This window comes from Alcanivorax sp., assembly GCF_002733835.1.
Lineage (GTDB): Bacteria > Pseudomonadota > Gammaproteobacteria > Pseudomonadales > Alcanivoracaceae > Alcanivorax.
Window position 1 is genome coordinate 1 of the sequence record NZ_NVWY01000026.1, and the last position, 15409, is coordinate 15409.

The following is a 15409-nucleotide window of genomic DNA, read 5'->3' on the forward strand; positions in this document are numbered from 1 at the left end:
CCATGGAAGATGGCCTGCGCTTCGCGATTCGCGAAGGTGGCCGTACCGTTGGCGCCGGCGTGGTAGCTAAAATCACCGAGTAAGTTTTACGGTGATAAAAAGGGTCGCTTCGGCGGCCCTTTTTTTTGCCTGCGATTTGATGGTGTTGTCAACGGTGTCTGTTGGGCTGTTGAGGCTTGGGGTGTGAGTGGTCTGGCGGCTTCGCTGTGGCGTGCTGAGCGGTGTGTGAAGCGGTTTTCTGCAGTGTGATGTGGCGTGGTGTTGCTCGTGCTTGTGGTGGTTGCAATCGAAGGTGGTGAACTGCCTGTTCGGCAATGAGTTGTCGGATTTTCAGGGCAGGGCTTGGCGGGGCGGAAAAACAGGAGTACCGTCTCAGCCCGGTGGAATGCCATCAGGAGGGGGTCGGTATTGGCTTGTTCCTTGGCTGGCACCGCGGTTGTGGCTTTGATGGGCCCTGTGGCGGCGGATGTCGCTTTGCGATAACTGCTTTTACAGTTGATTTGGGTTTTTTGGCGAAATACCCCTTGCAATACCCCCGGGGTATGGCTAATATTCGCGCCCTGCCTTCGGGCAGTACCAACCGGGGCATTGTTCCCGGGCTTGTTTTGACACCACTCACCTATCCTGTAGCGATGAGGTAAGTGGGCTTTTTGCCATATAAACTATGGCTCGAAACGGTCTGGAGTTTGTTAGCTATGGCTAACCAAAGAATCCGTATTCGTCTCAAGGCCTTTGATCATCGTCTGATTGATCAGTCCGCCCAGGAGATCGTGGATACGGCCAAACGGACAGGCGCGCAAGTAACGGGTCCAATCCCGCTGCCGACGCGTAAAGAACGCTTTACAGTGCTGGTCTCTCCGCACGTAAACAAAGATGCGCGAGATCAGTATGAGATCCGCACCCACAAGCGGCTGGTGGATATTGTCGAGCCTACGGATAAAACCGTGGACGCGCTGATGAAACTGGATCTGGCTGCTGGTGTGGACGTGCAGATCAGCCTGGGTTAACAACGGGCGGGTTTATCCCGACAGGTTGTGAAGAGGTAAACAATGGCGATTGGTGTGATCGGTCGAAAATGCGGCATGACCCGGGTGTTCACTGAAGAAGGTGTCAGTGTTCCGGTGACTGTGATTGAGGTTAGCCCTAATCGGGTTTCCCAAGTCAAGACCGAAGAATCAGATGGCTATCAGGCCGTGCAGGTAACTGTAGGTGAGCGCCGTGCCAGCCGCGTGACCAAGGCGCAAGCCGGTCATTTCGCGAAAGCTGGTGTTGAGGCGGGTCGTGGTGTCTGGGAATTCCGTGCTGAAGCTGGTGAGTTTGAGGCGGGTTCCGCGGTGACTGTTGAGGGGTTTGAGGCAGGTCAGATGATCGATGTCACTGGCTCCTCCAAGGGTAAAGGGTTCGCTGGCGGCGTTAAGCGCTGGAACTTCAGTACCCAGGACGCCACTCACGGCAACTCCTTGTCCCACCGTGCTCCGGGTTCTATTGGTCAGAACCAAACCCCGGGCCGCGTGTTTAAAGGCAAGAAGATGGCCGGTCATCTGGGTGCTGAGCGTGTCACTGTCCAGAACCTGGAAGTGGTGCGTGTCGATGCTGACAAGAATCTGTTGCTGGTTAAAGGTGCGGTCCCCGGTGCTACCGGTGGTGATGTGATCGTGCGTCTGGCAGTGAAGGCGAAGGCCTGAAAGAGGAATAGAGGATGAATCTCAATACTGCCTCTGGAGGTACCGTTACCGTTTCCGAAGTCGCCTTCGGCAAGGACTTTAACGAGCCTCTGGTTCATCAGGTTGTGACTGCGTTTCTGGCAGGTGCCCGTCAGGGTTCCAAAGCTCAGAAAAACCGTTCCGATGTGAGTGGTGGTGGTCGTAAGCCGTGGCGTCAAAAGGGTACTGGTCGTGCCCGTGCGGGTACGATTCGTAGCCCGATCTGGCGTGGCGGCGGCAAGACTTTTGCTGCGGTACCACGTGACCACTCTCAGAAGGTGAACCGCAAAATGTACCGCGGTGCGCTGCAGTGCATTATGTCTGAGCTGGTGCGTCAAGAGCGTCTGGTTGTTGTGGATGAGTTTACTGTTGACTCTCCCAAGACCAAAACGGTTGCAGCCAAGTTGAAAGACATGGAGCTGAGCAGTGTGTTGATCGTCACTGATAATGTTGACGAAAACCTGTTCCTGGCTTCACGTAATTTGCCGAAGGTTGATGTGCGCGATTCTCAGGGCGTTGATCCGGTAAGTCTGATTGCTTTCGAGAAGGTGCTGATCACTGTGCCGGCTCTGAAGAAGCTTGAGGAGGCCCTGGCATGAATCAAGAGCGTATTTTGCAGGTGCTGCGTGCGCCGCACGTTTCTGAAAAGGCCACGATTGTGGCTGATCAGAACAACACCTTCGTATTCAAGGTTGCTAAAGATGCGAGCAAGCTGGAAATCAAAAAAGCCGTTGAAGCGCTTTTTGAAGTGAAGGTTGAAGCTGTTCGTACCGCCAACATGAAAGGCAAGTCCAAATTCTTTGGTCGCGTTGCGGGTAAGCGCGTTGACTGGAAGAAGGCCTATGTTTCCCTCGCGGAAGGCCAGGACATTGACTTCCTGGGCGCAGAGTAAGGAAGGGAGTAAGGAATAATGGCGATTGTAAAGTGCAAGCCGACTTCTCCGGGCCGCCGCTTTGTAGTCAAGGTGGTCAACGAAGATCTGCACAAGGGTGCTCCCTACGCACCGCTGTTGGAAGCCAAGGCGAAAAACGGTGGTCGTAACAATAACGGTCGAATTACCACTCGTCATAAGGGTGGCGGTCACAAGCAGAAATATCGTGTGATCGATTTCCGTCGCAATAAAGACGGTATCGCCGGGGTTGTAGAGCGTCTTGAGTATGACCCGAACCGTACCGCGCACATCGCGCTGGTGAAGTATCTGGACGGTGAGCGTCGATACATTTTGGCCCCCAAAGGCCTGAAAGCAGAAGATCGTATCCAGTCCGGCGAAGATGCGCCGATCAAGCTGGGTAACGCCCTTCCGCTGCGTAATATTCCGCTGGGTTCCACTATCCACAATGTGGAAATGAAGCCTGGCAAAGGTGGTCAGATTGCTCGCTCTGCAGGGACTTCCGTGCAGCTGCTGGCAAAAGATGGCCAGTATGTGACTCTGCGTCTTCGCTCCGGCGAAATGCGTAAGGTCCACGCTGACTGCAAGGCCACAATCGGTGAAGTATCCAACAGTGAGCACAGCTTGCGCTCACTGGGTAAGGCGGGCGCGAAGCGCTGGCGGGGTGTTCGACCCACCGTACGCGGTGCGGCGATGAACCCGGTAGACCACCCGCATGGTGGTGGTGAAGGGCGCAGCTCTGGTGGCCGTCATCCGGTTACACCTTGGGGTGTTCCGACCAAAGGCTACAAGACCCGTACAAACAAGCGCACGACCAAAATGATTGTGCGTGACCGTCGTAAGTAAGGGATAGAGAGAGGTTCAGGCTGTGCCACGTTCACTGAAAAAAGGTCCTTTTGTGGATCACCACCTGCTAGGCAAGGTGGAAGATGCGGTGGAAGCCGGCTCCCGTAAGCCGATTAAAACCTGGTCTCGCCGCTCCATGATTATTCCGGAGATGGTGGGCCTGACTATTGCGGTATATAACGGCAAGCAACATGTGCCGGTAATGGTTTCCGAGCATATGGTTGGCCACAAGCTGGGTGAATTTGCCCTGACCCGCAACTACCGCGGGCATGCCGTGGACAAGAAGGCTAAGCGATAAGGTGACAGTTATGGCTACTGAAGTTGCAGCCCGTCTGCGCGGTGCAAGAATTTCGGCTCAGAAAGCCCGCCTCGTAGCCGACCAGGTCCGTGGCCTGGAGGTTGAGAAGGCGCTGAATCTTCTGGAATTCAGCCCGAAGAAGGCGGCAAAAATCGTTAAGAAGGTGCTGGAGTCCGCGATTGCAAATGCGGAAAACAACGACGGCGCTGACGTTGATGAGCTGAAGGTGTCCACGGTGTTCGTGGATGAAGGCATGACGATGAAGCGGATTCGCCCGCGCGCCAAAGGCCGCGCTGACCGTATCCTCAAGCGTACTTGCCACATTACTGTGAAAGTCTCAGAAGGTCAGGAGTAACCAGATGGGTCAGAAAGTTCATCCGGTCGGTATTCGCCTTGGCATTGTCAAAGAGCATAATTCGCTTTGGTATGCCGGACCGAAGTCTTATTCAGACTGCCTGGTTACCGATCTGCAAGTGCGTGAGTATCTTTTCAAGCGCCTTAAAAGTGCATCGGTAAGCCGTATCAAGATCGAGCGTCCTTCTGAAAACGTTCGCATCACTATTGCTACTGCGCGTCCGGGCATTGTTATTGGCAAGAAAGGTGAAGACGTTGAGCGTCTGCGTCGTGATGTTGCTGCCAAGATGGGTGTGCCTGTGCACATCAACATCGAGGAAGTGCGCAAGCCCGACCTGGATGCCCGTCTGGTAGGTGATAATGTTGCCGGCCAGCTGGAGCGTCGAGTCATGTTCCGTCGCGCCATGAAGCGTGCGGTGCAGAACGCCATGAAGTCTGGCGCTGAAGGTATTCGAATTCAGCTGTCCGGTCGTCTGGGTGGTGCAGAGATTGCGCGTACCGAATGGTACCGCGAAGGCCGAGTGCCTCTGCATACTTTGCGTGCCGACATCGACTACGCAAGCGTACGTGCTGAAACCACTTACGGCACCATCGGTGTGAAGGTCTGGATCTTCCGCGGCGAAGTGCTTGGTGGCATGGAGCAGGTACAGGAAGAGCAGAAGCAGTCCAAGGGCGCGAAGAAGCGCGGCCGCGGTTAAAGGGTAACGAACGATGTTGCAGCCGAAGCGTACCAAATTCCGGAAAGTGATGAAGGGCCGTAACCGTGGCCTGGCACAGCGGGGCAGCAAGGTGTCTTTCGGCACCATTGGCCTGCAAGCAACCGGTCGTGGCCGTATTACTGCGCGCCAGATCGAAGCAGCCCGTCGTGCAATGACCCGCCATATCAAGCGGGGCGGTAAAATTTGGATCCGGGTATTCCCGGACAAGCCGATTACCAATAAGCCTCTTGAAGTGCGGATGGGTAAAGGTAAAGGTTCTGTAGAGTACTGGGTTGCTCAGATTCAACCTGGAAAAATGCTTTACGAAATGGAAGGTGTGTCAGAAGACGTTGCGCGTGAAGCGTTCCGTCTGGCCGCGGCCAAGCTGCCGGTAAGCACCCGTGTCGTGACTCGGACGGTGATGTAAGCCATGAAAGCGAGCGAGCTGAAAGATAAGAGTGTCGAGGAGCTGCAGCAGACGCAAATCGAGCTGCTTGAGGAACAATTCAAGCTGCGTATGAAGAGCGCGTCCGGTCAGATTTCTAAAACCCATGAGCTTGGGAAGGTTCGCCGCAATATTGCGCGCGTTAAGACCATTCTGAGAGAGAAACAGGGTAACTAGTCATGGCAGAGGCGAACACAATGCGCCGGACCGCTACCGGCAAAGTCATCTCCAATAAAGGTGATAAAACTATCACTGTATTGGTAGAGCGCCGGGTTCAGCACCCGATTTACGGCAAGATCATCAAGCGCTCCACCAAGTTGATGGCGCATGATGAAGAAAATCAGTGTCGTGAAGGTGACCTGGTCACCATCGAGGAGTGCCGGCCGCTGTCCAAGCGTAAAGCTTGGATGCTGGTTAACGTAGTTGAACAGTCTAAGGCCTAAACGGACCGTTGCTGTGGCTGCCTGTAAAGGCAGAGTTGGAGAGATTAAGCGATGATTCAGACCGAAAGCATGCTCGAGGTAGCTGATAACAGTGGCGCCCGTCGAGTACAGTGCATCAAAGTGCTGGGTGGTTCTCACCGCCGCTATGCAGGCATTGGTGACATCATCAAGGTCACAGTAAAGGAAGCGATTCCACGCGGCCGTGTCAAGAAAGGCGACGTGATGACCGCTGTAGTCGTTCGTACCCGTAAAGGTGTACGTCGTCCAGACGGATCACTGATTCGTTTCGACGAAAACGCCGCGGTGTTGTTGAACAACAACAAGGCACCGGTCGGCACTCGGATCTTCGGCCCAGTAACGCGCGAGCTGCGTACTGAGCAATTTATGAAGATCATTTCCCTGGCACCTGAAGTTCTGTAAAGGCGGGTGAAGGTAATGCTCAAGATTAAGCGTGATGACGAAATCATCGTAATTGCGGGTAAGGACAAAGGTAAGCGTGGCTCTGTTCAGCAAGTTCTGGACAACGGTCGCCTCATCGTTGCTGGTGTTAACATGGTCAAGAAGCATGTTAAAGCCAACCCTAACCGCGGTACTCAAGGCGGCATCGTAGAACAGGAAGCATCGCTAAACGCTTCTAACGTTGCCATCTGGAACCCCAAGACGCAGAAAGCGGATCGTGTGGGCTTCCGTTTTGAAGACGGCAAAAAAGTTCGCTTCTTCAAGTCCAACGGCGAAACGCTGTAGGTTAGGTGACCCATGAGTGATCTGAAAAAGATTTATCAAGACGAAATCGCGCCCAAGCTGAAAGAAGAGCTTGGTCTCGGTAATATCATGGAAGTGCCGAAGATCACCAAGATCACCCTGAATATGGGTGTTGGTGAAGCTTCTGCGGATCGTAAAGCGATGGAAGGTGCTTTGGCGGACATGACGGCCATTTCTGGCCAGAAGCCCCTGGTAACCAACGCGCGCAAGTCTGTTGCAGGCTTTAAGATCCGTGAAGGTTGGCCGATTGGCTGCAAGGTGACCATGCGCAACCAGAGAATGTATGAATTTCTGGAGCGCTTGGTTTCTGTTGCCATTCCGCGAATCCGTGACTTCCGTGGTTTGAACCCGAAATCCTTCGATGGCCGGGGCAACTTCTCCATGGGTCTGCGTGAGCAGATCGTGTTCCCGGAGATCGATTTCGACAAGGTCGATAAGCTGCGTGGTATGGATATTACCATTACCACCTCAGCCAAGACTGATGACGAAGCACGGGCGCTGCTGCGCGCCTTCAACTTCCCGCTGAAGGGCTAAGAGGATTTGTCATGGCTAAAGAATCCATGAAAAACCGGGAAGCAAAACGCGCTAAGCTGGTTCAGCGTTTTGCCGCCAAGCGCGCAGCGCTTAAGGCGATCATCCAGGATCCCAATGCAGAACCTGAAGCGAAGTGGGATGCTCAGCTTCAGCTGCAAAAAATGCCGCGCGATTCTTCTCCGGTTCGTCAGCGTAATCGCTGTCGTCTCACCGGTCGTCCGCACGGTTACTACCGCAAATTCGGCCTTAGCCGGATCAAGCTGCGTGAAGCAGCAATGCGCGGTGATGTTCCCGGTCTGGTTAAAGCCAGCTGGTAAGCCAAGAGTTAGGTAGCGGAGCGATTGCGGCATGAGCATGCAAGATACCCTGGCGGATATGTTTACTCGTATCCGTAACGCCCAGATGGCCAAGAAAGTACAGGTCGAGATTCCTGCGTCAAAAGCAAAGGAAGCTGTTGCCAAAGTACTGAAGGACGAGGGCTATATCGCAGGTTACGAAGTGACAGGCGATAAAAAACCGGTAATGACGGTTGAGCTGAAGTATTACGAAGGCAGCCCTGTGATCGAGAAGATTGCACGGGTAAGCCGTCCTGGTCTGCGGGTTTACAAGTCCGCTGGTGAGATCCCCAAGGTCAAAGACGGCCTCGGTGTTATGATCGTATCCACTAATCAGGGCATTATTTCTGACCGGGCAGCGCGCAAAGCCAATGTTGGTGGCGAGCTGATCTGCGAAGTGTCCTAACAGAAGCGGCGTAGACAGGTTAGGTGCAACAATGTCTAGAGTAGCAAAAAATCCGGTAAATCTGCCGAAGGGCGTCGAAGTTAAAGTCGATGGCCAGAAAGTCGCCGTAAAAGGTGGCAAAGGCAGCCTGGAGCATGAAGTTCACGAGCTGGTAGCCGTGTCCCTGGAAGAAGGCGTGATGTCTGTTAAGCCTCACGAAGACTCCCAGAAGGCTTGGGCTTTGGCCGGGACCACCCGTGCTCTGCTGAATAATATGGTAACCGGCGTAGCCGATGGGTTTGAGCGTAAGCTTCAGCTCCTGGGTGTTGGTTACCGCGCACAGGCTCAGGGCAAGGTGCTGAACCTGACCCTCGGGTTTTCCCACCCGGTGGCTTACGAGCTGCCTGAAGGGATCACCGTAGAGACCCCGAGCCAGACTGAAATTGTCATTAAGGGCATTGATAAGCAACTGGTTGGTCAGGTTGCTGCCAATGTTCGGGCCTTCCGTCCGCCTGAGCCTTACAAGGGTAAAGGGGTGCGCTATGCTGATGAGCAAGTGCGCCGTAAGGAAGCCAAGAAGAAATAATCGTCGAGATTGATGCCATGAAAGACAAAAAAGTTGCACGTCTACGCAGGGCCAAGCGCACTCGTCTGAAGATTCGCGAGTTGGGCGAAGTTCGTCTTTGCGTACATCGTACCCCGCGTCATATTTATGCGCAGGTGATCTCTGCGGCAGGCGACCAGGTACTGGCTTCTGCCAGTACAGTGGAGAAAGATTTGCGTGCTGACGCTACCGGCAACACTGATGCAGCGACCAAAGTTGGTCAGATTATTGCTCAGCGTGCCAAAGAAGCGGGCATTGAGCGCGTAGCCTTTGACCGTTCTGGTTTTAAATATCACGGTCGCGTAAAGGCGCTGGCTGATGCCGCGCGTGAAAACGGGCTTGAATTCTAAGGGTGCTTGGTTATGGCGAAGGTTGATCCCAACGAAGGTCTGCAGGAAAAACTGGTTCAGGTAAACCGGGTTGCTAAAGTAGTAAAAGGCGGCCGTATTTTTGGTTTTACCGCGTTGACTGTAGTGGGTGACGGCAAGGGTAAAGTTGGCTTTGGTCGTGGCAAGGCGCGTGAAGTGCCTGCTGCTATCCAGAAGGCCCTGGAAGCTGCCCGCCGCAACATGATTCAGGTAGAACTGAACGGTTCTACCATCCAGCACCCAATGAAGGCCCGTCACGGTGCCTCCAAGGTGTACATGCAGCCGGCCGATGAAGGTACCGGTGTGATTGCCGGCGGTGCTATGCGTGCCGTGCTGGAAGTCGCAGGCGTTCAGAACGTACTGGCCAAGTGCTATGGCTCCACCAACCCGGTAAACGTGGTTCGGGCTACTTTCAATGGTCTGAAATCCATGGCTTCTCCGGAGTCTGTGGCTGCCAAGCGTGGCAAGTCTGTTGAAGAGATTCTGAACTAAGCGCAGATAAGCGGAATCGATACGATGGCTGAAAAGATCAAGGTAAAGCTGGTTAAAAGCACCAACGGCCGGCTGGAAAAGCATAGGGCCTGCGTGCGCGGTCTCGGTCTGCGCCGTATTGGCCACACCGTTGAAGTTGAAGATACCCCGTCAGTACGAGGCATGATTAACAAGGTTTCGTACCTGGTGCAGGTAGAGGGAGAATAAGTGATGCGTCTTAATGATTTGCATCCCGCTGAAGGTTCCCGTCCGGAAGGTAAGCGCGTAGGTCGCGGTATCGGTTCCGGCCTGGGCAAGACCGGTGGCCGTGGTCATAAAGGTCAGAAGTCTCGCTCCGGTGGTACCGTGAAGCCCGGTTTCGAGGGTGGTCAAATGCCGCTGCAGCGTCGTGTGCCGAAGTTCGGTTTCACGTCCAAGCTGGCAATGGGCACTGCTGAAGTCCGTCTTGCTGAACTGGCAAAAGTGGAAGGTGACGTGATCGATTTGGCTTCTTTGAAAGCAGCCAACGTTGTTCGCCGTGACATGAAACGGGCCAAAATTGTTCTGCAAGGTGAAATCGATCGTGCAGTGACTGTTCGCGGTGTGGCCATTTCCAAAGGTGCCCGTGAAGCAGTTGAAAAAGCTGGCGGTAAAGTTGAAGAGTAAGGCTGCGCTTTATGGCGAAGAATCGCGCTCAAACACTAAATGGCGGTGCGCCGAAAGCTGACGGTAACGCAATGCGTGAGCTGTGGCGGCGGATCGGTTTTCTGTTGGGCGCCCTGGTGGTGTTCCGGGTCGGGGCGCATATCCCGGTCCCGGGCATGAACCCGGAAGCGTTGCAACAGATGTTCAACAATAACCGGGACACCATTCTTGGCCTGTTCAACATGTTCTCTGGTGGTTCACTGGAGCGCATGAGTATCTTTGCGTTGGGCATCATGCCCTACATTACAGCCAGCATCGTGATTCAGCTGATGACGGCCGTAGTGCCCACGCTTGAGCAGCTTCGTAAAGAAGGTGAACAAGGGCGGCGCAAGATTACCCAGTACACCCGTTATCTGACGGTGGCGCTGGGGGCGATTCAGTCTTTCGGTATGGTGGCCGGCCTTAACAGCCAGGGCATTACGCTACTGCCTGAAACAGCCAACACCATGCAAATTGCCAGCTTCTACTTTGTGGCAGTCAGCACCTTGGTAACGGGTACTGTCTTCCTGATGTGGCTGGGTGAACAGATTACCGAGCGCGGTATCGGCAATGGGATCTCCATGCTGATTTTCGCCTCCATCGTGTCCGGCCTGCCTGGTGCGGTGGCGCAGACGTTTGAATCTGCGCGTACCGGCGACCTAAGCCTGATTATGATGCTGTTTGTGTTCCTGGTCGCCATGGCCGTGATTTTCGGTGTGGTGTATGTGGAGCGCGGACAACGCCGTATTACGGTAAACTATGCGCGCCGTCAGCAAGGGCGTCGTGTGTATGCAGCGCAGCAGAGTCATCTGCCGCTGAAGGTAAACATGGCAGGGGTGATTCCTGCGATTTTTGCCAGCTCTATATTGCTGTTTCCGGCGTCCCTGACCCAGTGGTTCAGTGACTCCAATCCGGATTCATGGTGGGGCCAGGCGCTGCGTAATGTCAGTGAAGCTCTGCTACCGGGTACACCGCTGTATATTCTGCTGTTTACCCTGGCAATTGTGTTCTTTTGCTACTTTTATACAGCGCTGGTGTTCAATCCGAAGGATGTCGCTGACAACCTGAAGAAATCCGGCGCTTATATTCCGGGCATTCGCCCGGGCGAGCAGTCCGCTCGCTATATCGACACGGTGATGGGGCGTTTGACTCTGATCGGTGCGGTATACATGACGCTGGTGTGCTTACTGCCGCTGGGTCTGCAAGCTGTTGCCAATGTGCCCTTTTACCTGGGCGGCACCTCTCTGCTGATCGTTGTGGTAGTGGTAATGGACTTCTGGTCGCAGGTTAATTCGCACCTGACGTCCACCCAGTACGAGAAGTTGATGAAGAAATCCAACCTGAAAGGGTATGGTGGCACCGGTCTGGTGCGTTAACGAACGAGGCGAGTGCGATGAAAGTTCAGGCTTCTGTAAAGAAGATCTGCCGTAACTGCAAAGTGATCCGTCGTAAGGGGCGTGTCATGGTAATCTGCAGTGCCGAACCCCGGCACAAGCAGCGCCAGGGTTAAGGTTTAGTCTTCTTTTAAGTGTTTGGTTGAAATTCAGTCGGTGTAGCGCTAGACTCTGCCGCCTTTCGGCGCCTGTGAGCCTGGCGCCACCCGTTTTGTGAATCGGAGATATTCGGATGGCCCGTATTGCAGGCGTTAACATCCCGGAAAATAAGCACACGGTGATTTCTCTCACCTACATCTTCGGGATCGGTCGCACCCGCGCAGCATCAATCTGCGCAGCGACTGGTATTGAGCAGACCGCGAAAGTTCGCGAGCTGACCGGTGAGCAACTTGATGCCATTCGTGGCGAAGTTGCCAAGTTCTCTACCGAAGGTGACCTGCGCCGGGAAATCAACATGAACATTAAGCGTCTGATGGACCTCGGTTGCTACCGTGGTATTCGCCATCGTCGCGGCTTGCCGCTTCGCGGTCAGCGTACCAAGACCAATGCGCGCACCCGTAAAGGTCCGCGTAAACCGATTCGCAAATAAGCTGAATTAGACAGCGGCTGGATTTGGATAGGCATTATGGCTAAGTCAAAGAAAGATAGTGGCGCACGTCGTAAGAAGGTAACGCGCACCGTTGCGGACGGTATTGCGCACGTGCACGCTTCCTTCAACAACACCATCATCACCATCACTGATCGTCAGGGCAATGCGTTGTCCTGGGCGACCTCCGGTGGCGCTGGTTTCCGTGGTTCCCGTAAAAGCACCCCGTTTGCTGCCCAGGTGGCGGCTGAAAACGCGGGTAATGCTGCGAAGGACTACGGTCTGAAAAATCTTGAAGTGCGGGTGAAAGGCCCCGGTCCGGGTCGTGAATCTTCTATTCGCGCCCTGAACGGCTGCGGATACAAGATCACCCATATTGAGGACGTAACGCCGATTCCCCATAACGGTTGCCGTCCGCCTAAAAAGCGTCGCGTGTAACGGGAGTTAGAGCAAGATGGCAAGATACATCGGTCCCAAGTGCAAGCTTTCCCGTCGAGAAGGCACTGATCTGTTCCTGAAGAGCGGTATCCGCCCTCTGGAATCCAAGTGTAAAGCTGAGCAGGCTCCTGGCCAGGCTGCTGGTGCAAGCGGGCGTCGCCCGGCACGGCTGTCCGACTACGGTGTTCAGCTGCGCGAGAAGCAGAAAGTTCGTCGTACCTATGGTGTGCTGGAAAAGCAGTTCCGTAGCTACTACAAGAAAGCGGCCGCTTCCAAGGGCGCAACAGGCGAAGTCCTGCTGCAGCTGCTGGAAGGTCGTCTGGATAACGTGGTTTACCGCATGGGCTTTGGTTCTACCCGTTCCGAAGCGCGTCAGCTGGTTAGCCACCGTGCCATTCTGGTTAACGGCCAGTCTGTGAATGTTGCGTCTTACCAGGTGAAGCCTGGCGACCAGATCAACGTTCGCGAGAAGTCCAAGAACCAGCTGCGCGTGAAGAACGCCATGGAGCTCGCTCAGCAGCGCGGCTTTATGCCGTGGATTGAAGTTGATGACAAGAAGCTGGAAGGTACCTACAAGGCGAAGCCTGAGCGTATCGACCTGCCTGCCGAGATCAACGAAAATCTGATCGTCGAGCTGTACTCCAAGTAAGGACTGCCTGAGGGATCTCTATGACCGCCGTGAACGACTTTCTCACGCCCCGCTCGATCGCGGTCAACGCGATCAACCAGACCCACGCCAAAGTGGTTCTGGAACCGCTGGAGCGTGGTTTTGGCCACACTCTGGGGACTGCGCTGCGCCGCATCCTGATCTCCAGCATGCCCGGCTGTGCGATCACCGAAGTGGAGATCGACGGTGTGCAGCATGAATACTCTTCTATCGAAGGGGTCCAGGAAGATGTGATCAACATCCTGCTGAACCTGAAGGGCGTTGCCCTGCAGATGGAAGATCGCGAAGAAGCGACCCTCGAGCTGGTCAAAAAAGGCCCGGGCGCTGTAACCGCGAATGACATCCAGCGCGATCACAGCGTTGAGATTGTCAATCCGGATCACCTGATCTGCACCATCACCGGCGACACCGAACTGCGTGTGAAGCTGAAGGTTCAGAAAGGGCGTGGCTATGTTGCTGCGGATTCCCGTCAGTCTGAAGACGACGAGACCCGTGGTATTGGCCGTCTGCAGCTGGATGCCAGCTACAGCCCGGTTCGTCGCGTGGCCTATGTGGTTGAAGCGGCCCGTGTTGAGCAGCGTACTGACCTGGACAAACTGGTTATCGATCTGGAAACAGACGGAACCATTGATCCGGAAGAAGCGATTCGTCGTGCAGCAACGATTCTGCAGCAGCAGATTGCGGTGTTTGTAGACCTGGAGCAGGATGCCAAGCCTGAGCCGAAGCAGGAGCGTGAGGAAATCGATCCTATCCTGCTGCGTCCGGTGGATGATCTTGAGCTGACCGTTCGTTCCGCTAACTGTCTGAAAGCGGAAAACATCTACTACATCGGTGATCTGGTACAGCGTACCGAGGTTGAGCTGCTGAAAACCCCGAACCTGGGTAAGAAGTCGCTGACCGAGATCAAAGATGTGCTGGCCTCTAAAGGTCTGTCGCTGGGCATGCGTCTCGAGAACTGGCCGCCGGTCAGCCTGCGAGATGATGACCGGCTGAACACCAAGTTGCGCTAATTAGTTGTTGTGGACGCTGTGAAGCGCCCCTGAACATAGGAACAGAATCATGCGTCATCGCAAAAGCGGCAGAAAACTGAATCGGAACAGCTCTCATCGTCAGGCTATGTTCCGTAACATGGCTGTGTCTCTGCTCGAGCACGAAGCGATCAAGACCACTCTGCCGAAAGCCAAAGAGCTGCGTCGTGTGGCTGAGCCGCTGATCACTCTGGCTAAGGAAGACTCCGTCGCTAACCGTCGTCTGGCTTTCGACCGTACCCGTTCCAAGGAAATGGTTGGTAAGCTGTTCAACGAGCTGGGTCCTCGTTACCAGGAGCGTCCAGGTGGCTACATCCGCATTCTCAAGATGGGTTTCCGTGCGGGTGATAACGCACCGATGGCCTATGTTGAGCTGGTTGACCGTCCTGAACTGGCTGACGCTGACGAAGAGTAAGCGTTAACCGTTCCAAAAAAAACCGGGCCCTGTGCCCGGTTTTTTTGTGCCTGTTGCAAGTGTGAAAGCATCGGCTATGCTGGAGTTGTCATTAACGGGCACAGCGTATGGCGATCAACGGTTTTCACGCACACGTCTATTTCGACGAACAAACCTTTTCTCAGGCGGCGGCTCTCTGCCAGGCTGCTCACCAACGCTTTTCTGTGCCCATGGGCCATATGCATCGAAAGCCGGTGGGGCCGCACCCATGCTGGAGCTGTCAGCTGACTATCCCGCGCCGTTTGGCAGGAGAGGTGATTCCCTGGTTAATGGCGAGCCGGAACGGCTTAACAGTGTTTGTGCATGGCCTCAGTGGTAACGATCTTCGTGATCATACGGAGTTGGTGATGTGGCTGGGGGAGAGCCAGCCGCTGGATTTAAGTATTTTTCAGTTCTCCGCCTGAAAAGACGCTGCGCCACGCTTTTTCTACTTTCTACCCTTGTGCGACCGTCCTGCCCCGGTAAATAACGGCCTTTTGTGTCGAGCGTGAGCGTGTGGGCGTTTGTCTGAGTGTTTCGGGCGCAGGGCTGATCGTTTGTCCCCGGTAGCGTCGTGCTGCTGGTTCGGGCGGCAGCTGTGGTTCCGGGTCGGCGCCTTCGAGGTTGAGTAGTGCAAGCCGAATTTCGCCGTACAGCCGTTGGAGACCCTGGGAGCGGGTATGGCCGGCAAAGTGAGCCAGCTTGAAGCGCAGTTGGGGGTCCGTAAGAGAAAGGCTTTCGTCGAACTCGGCGCGGATCAAGCGCCGACACTGGTTGACCAGGTTAACGATATTGTATTGCATCAGCCAACGGTGGTCCGGGGTGGATTCCATACTCGTACTCCTCGGCCTGTGTGTAGAGTGGTACAAAGCAGAAAGCGTGCCACCAATTCAGGGCTGCCTGAGGGGCCGGAGCCCCGCTACAGGGCGGCGCAGGGTAAAGTGTGGTGCAACTGCGCTATTGTTGTGCCTGCGGCTGGGCCGAGCGGTGTTGCCGCAGGCAGTTGGCATAAAAGGTGGTGGTGGCTGGCCAGTCGGAGAACAC

Annotated in this window: 30 protein-coding genes and 1 pseudogene; 30 read left to right on the forward strand and 1 reads right to left on the reverse strand. The window is 54.9% G+C overall.

The window, feature by feature from the left end; genetic code table 11:
* The 30 genes and pseudogenes from COA55_RS10855 to COA55_RS11000 all read left to right on the forward strand — a co-directional run.
* Positions 1–83: pseudogene (locus COA55_RS10855) on the forward strand (elongation factor Tu); the annotation flags it as partial.
* 612 nt (positions 84–695) lie between these two features.
* Entirely contained in the window at positions 696–1007 is a 312-nt protein-coding gene (rpsJ, locus tag COA55_RS10860; RefSeq protein WP_007148458.1) for a 30S ribosomal protein S10, read from the forward strand.
* 42 nt (positions 1008–1049) lie between these two features.
* Positions 1050–1685 carry a 50S ribosomal protein L3 gene (rplC, locus tag COA55_RS10865; protein ID WP_007149479.1) on the forward strand — a complete coding sequence of 212 codons (636 nt, stop codon included), beginning with the start codon at positions 1050–1052 and terminating at the stop codon, positions 1683–1685.
* Positions 1686–1699: 14 nt separating this feature from the next.
* Positions 1700–2302 (forward strand): 50S ribosomal protein L4, encoded by a 603-nt coding sequence (rplD, locus tag COA55_RS10870; protein WP_063520286.1) that lies wholly within the window; start codon positions 1700–1702, stop codon positions 2300–2302.
* Positions 2299–2595, forward strand: coding sequence for a 50S ribosomal protein L23 (gene rplW / locus COA55_RS10875; protein ID WP_007150124.1), 297 nt, complete (start codon positions 2299–2301; stop codon positions 2593–2595). Before rplD ends, rplW begins: the two co-directional genes overlap by 4 nt.
* An 18-nt stretch (positions 2596–2613) precedes the next feature.
* Entirely contained in the window at positions 2614–3438 is an 825-nt protein-coding gene (gene rplB / locus COA55_RS10880; protein ID WP_011587693.1) for a 50S ribosomal protein L2, read from the forward strand.
* A 22-nt stretch (positions 3439–3460) separates the two neighbouring features.
* Positions 3461–3736 (forward strand): 30S ribosomal protein S19, encoded by a 276-nt coding sequence (rpsS, locus tag COA55_RS10885; protein WP_007151633.1) that lies wholly within the window; start codon positions 3461–3463, stop codon positions 3734–3736.
* 10 nt (positions 3737–3746) lie between these two features.
* Positions 3747–4091, forward strand: coding sequence for a 50S ribosomal protein L22 (rplV, locus tag COA55_RS10890; RefSeq protein ID WP_007149326.1), 345 nt, complete (start codon positions 3747–3749; stop codon positions 4089–4091).
* Positions 4092–4095: 4 nt separating this feature from the next.
* Entirely contained in the window at positions 4096–4788 is a 693-nt protein-coding gene (gene rpsC, locus COA55_RS10895; protein WP_007149325.1) for a 30S ribosomal protein S3, read from the forward strand.
* 13 nt (positions 4789–4801) lie between these two features.
* A complete protein-coding gene (rplP, locus tag COA55_RS10900; RefSeq protein WP_007150407.1) occupies positions 4802–5215 on the forward strand; it encodes a 50S ribosomal protein L16 in 414 nt (137 codons plus the stop codon).
* Between the two features lie 3 nt (positions 5216–5218).
* Positions 5219–5410 carry a 50S ribosomal protein L29 gene (gene rpmC, locus COA55_RS10905; RefSeq protein WP_007150643.1) on the forward strand — a complete coding sequence of 64 codons (192 nt, stop codon included), beginning with the start codon at positions 5219–5221 and terminating at the stop codon, positions 5408–5410.
* Positions 5411–5412: 2 nt separating this feature from the next.
* Positions 5413–5676, forward strand: coding sequence for a 30S ribosomal protein S17 (rpsQ, locus tag COA55_RS10910; RefSeq protein WP_011587695.1), 264 nt, complete (start codon positions 5413–5415; stop codon positions 5674–5676).
* 51 nt (positions 5677–5727) lie between these two features.
* Positions 5728–6096 (forward strand): 50S ribosomal protein L14, encoded by a 369-nt coding sequence (gene rplN / locus COA55_RS10915; RefSeq protein WP_007151625.1) that lies wholly within the window; start codon positions 5728–5730, stop codon positions 6094–6096.
* Positions 6097–6111: 15 nt separating this feature from the next.
* Positions 6112–6420 (forward strand): 50S ribosomal protein L24, encoded by a 309-nt coding sequence (gene rplX, locus COA55_RS10920; RefSeq protein WP_039926805.1) that lies wholly within the window; start codon positions 6112–6114, stop codon positions 6418–6420.
* Positions 6421–6432: 12 nt separating this feature from the next.
* On the forward strand, positions 6433–6972 hold the full coding sequence (rplE, locus tag COA55_RS10925) for a 50S ribosomal protein L5 (protein WP_063518835.1): 540 nt from the start codon (positions 6433–6435) through the stop codon (positions 6970–6972).
* A gap of 11 nt (positions 6973–6983) precedes the next feature.
* Positions 6984–7289, forward strand: coding sequence for a 30S ribosomal protein S14 (rpsN, locus tag COA55_RS10930; protein ID WP_063521169.1), 306 nt, complete (start codon positions 6984–6986; stop codon positions 7287–7289).
* A gap of 31 nt (positions 7290–7320) precedes the next feature.
* Positions 7321–7713, forward strand: a complete 393-nt coding sequence (rpsH, locus tag COA55_RS10935) for a 30S ribosomal protein S8 (protein ID WP_063519146.1) — start codon at positions 7321–7323, stop codon at positions 7711–7713.
* 31 nt (positions 7714–7744) lie between these two features.
* On the forward strand, positions 7745–8278 hold the full coding sequence (rplF, locus tag COA55_RS10940; RefSeq protein ID WP_063538712.1) for a 50S ribosomal protein L6: 534 nt from the start codon (positions 7745–7747) through the stop codon (positions 8276–8278).
* A 17-nt stretch (positions 8279–8295) separates the two neighbouring features.
* On the forward strand, positions 8296–8646 hold the full coding sequence (gene rplR, locus COA55_RS10945; RefSeq protein ID WP_063520936.1) for a 50S ribosomal protein L18: 351 nt from the start codon (positions 8296–8298) through the stop codon (positions 8644–8646).
* Between the two features lie 12 nt (positions 8647–8658).
* A complete protein-coding gene (gene rpsE / locus COA55_RS10950) occupies positions 8659–9156 on the forward strand; it encodes a 30S ribosomal protein S5 (RefSeq protein ID WP_007149291.1) in 498 nt (165 codons plus the stop codon).
* Between the two features lie 24 nt (positions 9157–9180).
* Entirely contained in the window at positions 9181–9363 is a 183-nt protein-coding gene (gene rpmD / locus COA55_RS10955; protein WP_007149547.1) for a 50S ribosomal protein L30, read from the forward strand.
* Positions 9364–9366: 3 nt separating this feature from the next.
* Positions 9367–9801, forward strand: a complete 435-nt coding sequence (gene rplO, locus COA55_RS10960; RefSeq protein WP_007151502.1) for a 50S ribosomal protein L15 — start codon at positions 9367–9369, stop codon at positions 9799–9801.
* Positions 9802–9812: 11 nt separating this feature from the next.
* Positions 9813–11195 carry a preprotein translocase subunit SecY gene (secY, locus tag COA55_RS10965; protein ID WP_290502176.1) on the forward strand — a complete coding sequence of 461 codons (1383 nt, stop codon included), beginning with the start codon at positions 9813–9815 and terminating at the stop codon, positions 11193–11195.
* A 17-nt stretch (positions 11196–11212) separates the two neighbouring features.
* Complete coding sequence (rpmJ, locus tag COA55_RS10970; RefSeq protein ID WP_008928865.1) at positions 11213–11329, forward strand: 50S ribosomal protein L36; 117 nt, start codon at positions 11213–11215, stop codon at positions 11327–11329.
* A 116-nt stretch (positions 11330–11445) separates the two neighbouring features.
* Positions 11446–11802: a 30S ribosomal protein S13 gene (gene rpsM, locus COA55_RS10975; protein WP_063521641.1), complete on the forward strand. Its 357-nt coding sequence runs from the start codon at positions 11446–11448 to the stop codon at positions 11800–11802.
* Between the two features lie 36 nt (positions 11803–11838).
* Entirely contained in the window at positions 11839–12237 is a 399-nt protein-coding gene (rpsK, locus tag COA55_RS10980; protein WP_011587706.1) for a 30S ribosomal protein S11, read from the forward strand.
* Between the two features lie 16 nt (positions 12238–12253).
* Positions 12254–12886, forward strand: coding sequence for a 30S ribosomal protein S4 (rpsD, locus tag COA55_RS10985; RefSeq protein ID WP_007148340.1), 633 nt, complete (start codon positions 12254–12256; stop codon positions 12884–12886).
* Positions 12887–12906: 20 nt separating this feature from the next.
* Positions 12907–13914: a DNA-directed RNA polymerase subunit alpha gene (rpoA, locus tag COA55_RS10990; RefSeq protein WP_007150795.1), complete on the forward strand. Its 1008-nt coding sequence runs from the start codon at positions 12907–12909 to the stop codon at positions 13912–13914.
* Between the two features lie 49 nt (positions 13915–13963).
* Positions 13964–14347: a 50S ribosomal protein L17 gene (rplQ, locus tag COA55_RS10995; RefSeq protein ID WP_063521640.1), complete on the forward strand. Its 384-nt coding sequence runs from the start codon at positions 13964–13966 to the stop codon at positions 14345–14347.
* Positions 14348–14454: 107 nt separating this feature from the next.
* Complete coding sequence (locus tag COA55_RS11000) at positions 14455–14790, forward strand: DOPA 4,5-dioxygenase family protein (protein WP_063521639.1); 336 nt, start codon at positions 14455–14457, stop codon at positions 14788–14790.
* Between the two features lie 30 nt (positions 14791–14820).
* Here the strand turns inward: COA55_RS11000 and COA55_RS11005 are convergent, their stop codons facing one another.
* The gene (locus tag COA55_RS11005; RefSeq protein WP_290502184.1) at positions 14821–15198 is read right to left on the reverse strand and encodes a hypothetical protein; all 378 of its coding nucleotides are present in this window, start codon (positions 15196–15198) and stop codon (positions 14821–14823) included.
* Positions 15199–15409 lie beyond the last annotated feature (211 nt).

What these genes read in the sequence shown, in the direction of transcription:
- rpoA (WP_007150795.1), top strand. Translation starts at nt 12,907, where the DNA reads ATGACCGCCGTGAACGACTTTCTCACGCCCCGCTCGATCGCGGTCAAC.
- rpsD (WP_007148340.1), top strand. Translation starts at nt 12,254, where the DNA reads ATGGCAAGATACATCGGTCCCAAGTGCAAGCTTTCCCGTCGAGAAGGC.
- rpsQ (WP_011587695.1), top strand. Translation starts at nt 5,413, where the DNA reads ATGGCAGAGGCGAACACAATGCGCCGGACCGCTACCGGCAAAGTCATC.
- rplW (WP_007150124.1), top strand. Translation starts at nt 2,299, where the DNA reads ATGAATCAAGAGCGTATTTTGCAGGTGCTGCGTGCGCCGCACGTTTCT.
- COA55_RS11005 (WP_290502184.1), bottom strand. Translation starts at nt 15,198, where the DNA reads ATGGAATCCACCCCGGACCACCGTTGGCTGATGCAATACAATATCGTT.
- rplB (WP_011587693.1), top strand. Translation starts at nt 2,614, where the DNA reads ATGGCGATTGTAAAGTGCAAGCCGACTTCTCCGGGCCGCCGCTTTGTA.
- rplN (WP_007151625.1), top strand. Translation starts at nt 5,728, where the DNA reads ATGATTCAGACCGAAAGCATGCTCGAGGTAGCTGATAACAGTGGCGCC.
- rplX (WP_039926805.1), top strand. Translation starts at nt 6,112, where the DNA reads ATGCTCAAGATTAAGCGTGATGACGAAATCATCGTAATTGCGGGTAAG.
- rpsK (WP_011587706.1), top strand. Translation starts at nt 11,839, where the DNA reads ATGGCTAAGTCAAAGAAAGATAGTGGCGCACGTCGTAAGAAGGTAACG.
- rplR (WP_063520936.1), top strand. Translation starts at nt 8,296, where the DNA reads ATGAAAGACAAAAAAGTTGCACGTCTACGCAGGGCCAAGCGCACTCGT.
- rpmC (WP_007150643.1), top strand. Translation starts at nt 5,219, where the DNA reads ATGAAAGCGAGCGAGCTGAAAGATAAGAGTGTCGAGGAGCTGCAGCAG.
- rplC (WP_007149479.1), top strand. Translation starts at nt 1,050, where the DNA reads ATGGCGATTGGTGTGATCGGTCGAAAATGCGGCATGACCCGGGTGTTC.
- rpmJ (WP_008928865.1), top strand. Translation starts at nt 11,213, where the DNA reads ATGAAAGTTCAGGCTTCTGTAAAGAAGATCTGCCGTAACTGCAAAGTG.
- rplD (WP_063520286.1), top strand. Translation starts at nt 1,700, where the DNA reads ATGAATCTCAATACTGCCTCTGGAGGTACCGTTACCGTTTCCGAAGTC.
- secY (WP_290502176.1), top strand. Translation starts at nt 9,813, where the DNA reads ATGGCGAAGAATCGCGCTCAAACACTAAATGGCGGTGCGCCGAAAGCT.
- COA55_RS11000 (WP_063521639.1), top strand. Translation starts at nt 14,455, where the DNA reads ATGGCGATCAACGGTTTTCACGCACACGTCTATTTCGACGAACAAACC.
- rpsM (WP_063521641.1), top strand. Translation starts at nt 11,446, where the DNA reads ATGGCCCGTATTGCAGGCGTTAACATCCCGGAAAATAAGCACACGGTG.
- rplO (WP_007151502.1), top strand. Translation starts at nt 9,367, where the DNA reads ATGCGTCTTAATGATTTGCATCCCGCTGAAGGTTCCCGTCCGGAAGGT.
- rpsJ (WP_007148458.1), top strand. Translation starts at nt 696, where the DNA reads ATGGCTAACCAAAGAATCCGTATTCGTCTCAAGGCCTTTGATCATCGT.
- rpmD (WP_007149547.1), top strand. Translation starts at nt 9,181, where the DNA reads ATGGCTGAAAAGATCAAGGTAAAGCTGGTTAAAAGCACCAACGGCCGG.
- rpsH (WP_063519146.1), top strand. Translation starts at nt 7,321, where the DNA reads ATGAGCATGCAAGATACCCTGGCGGATATGTTTACTCGTATCCGTAAC.
- rpsC (WP_007149325.1), top strand. Translation starts at nt 4,096, where the DNA reads ATGGGTCAGAAAGTTCATCCGGTCGGTATTCGCCTTGGCATTGTCAAA.
- rpsN (WP_063521169.1), top strand. Translation starts at nt 6,984, where the DNA reads ATGGCTAAAGAATCCATGAAAAACCGGGAAGCAAAACGCGCTAAGCTG.
- rplF (WP_063538712.1), top strand. Translation starts at nt 7,745, where the DNA reads ATGTCTAGAGTAGCAAAAAATCCGGTAAATCTGCCGAAGGGCGTCGAA.
- rplQ (WP_063521640.1), top strand. Translation starts at nt 13,964, where the DNA reads ATGCGTCATCGCAAAAGCGGCAGAAAACTGAATCGGAACAGCTCTCAT.
- rplV (WP_007149326.1), top strand. Translation starts at nt 3,747, where the DNA reads ATGGCTACTGAAGTTGCAGCCCGTCTGCGCGGTGCAAGAATTTCGGCT.
- rplP (WP_007150407.1), top strand. Translation starts at nt 4,802, where the DNA reads ATGTTGCAGCCGAAGCGTACCAAATTCCGGAAAGTGATGAAGGGCCGT.
- rpsE (WP_007149291.1), top strand. Translation starts at nt 8,659, where the DNA reads ATGGCGAAGGTTGATCCCAACGAAGGTCTGCAGGAAAAACTGGTTCAG.
- rplE (WP_063518835.1), top strand. Translation starts at nt 6,433, where the DNA reads ATGAGTGATCTGAAAAAGATTTATCAAGACGAAATCGCGCCCAAGCTG.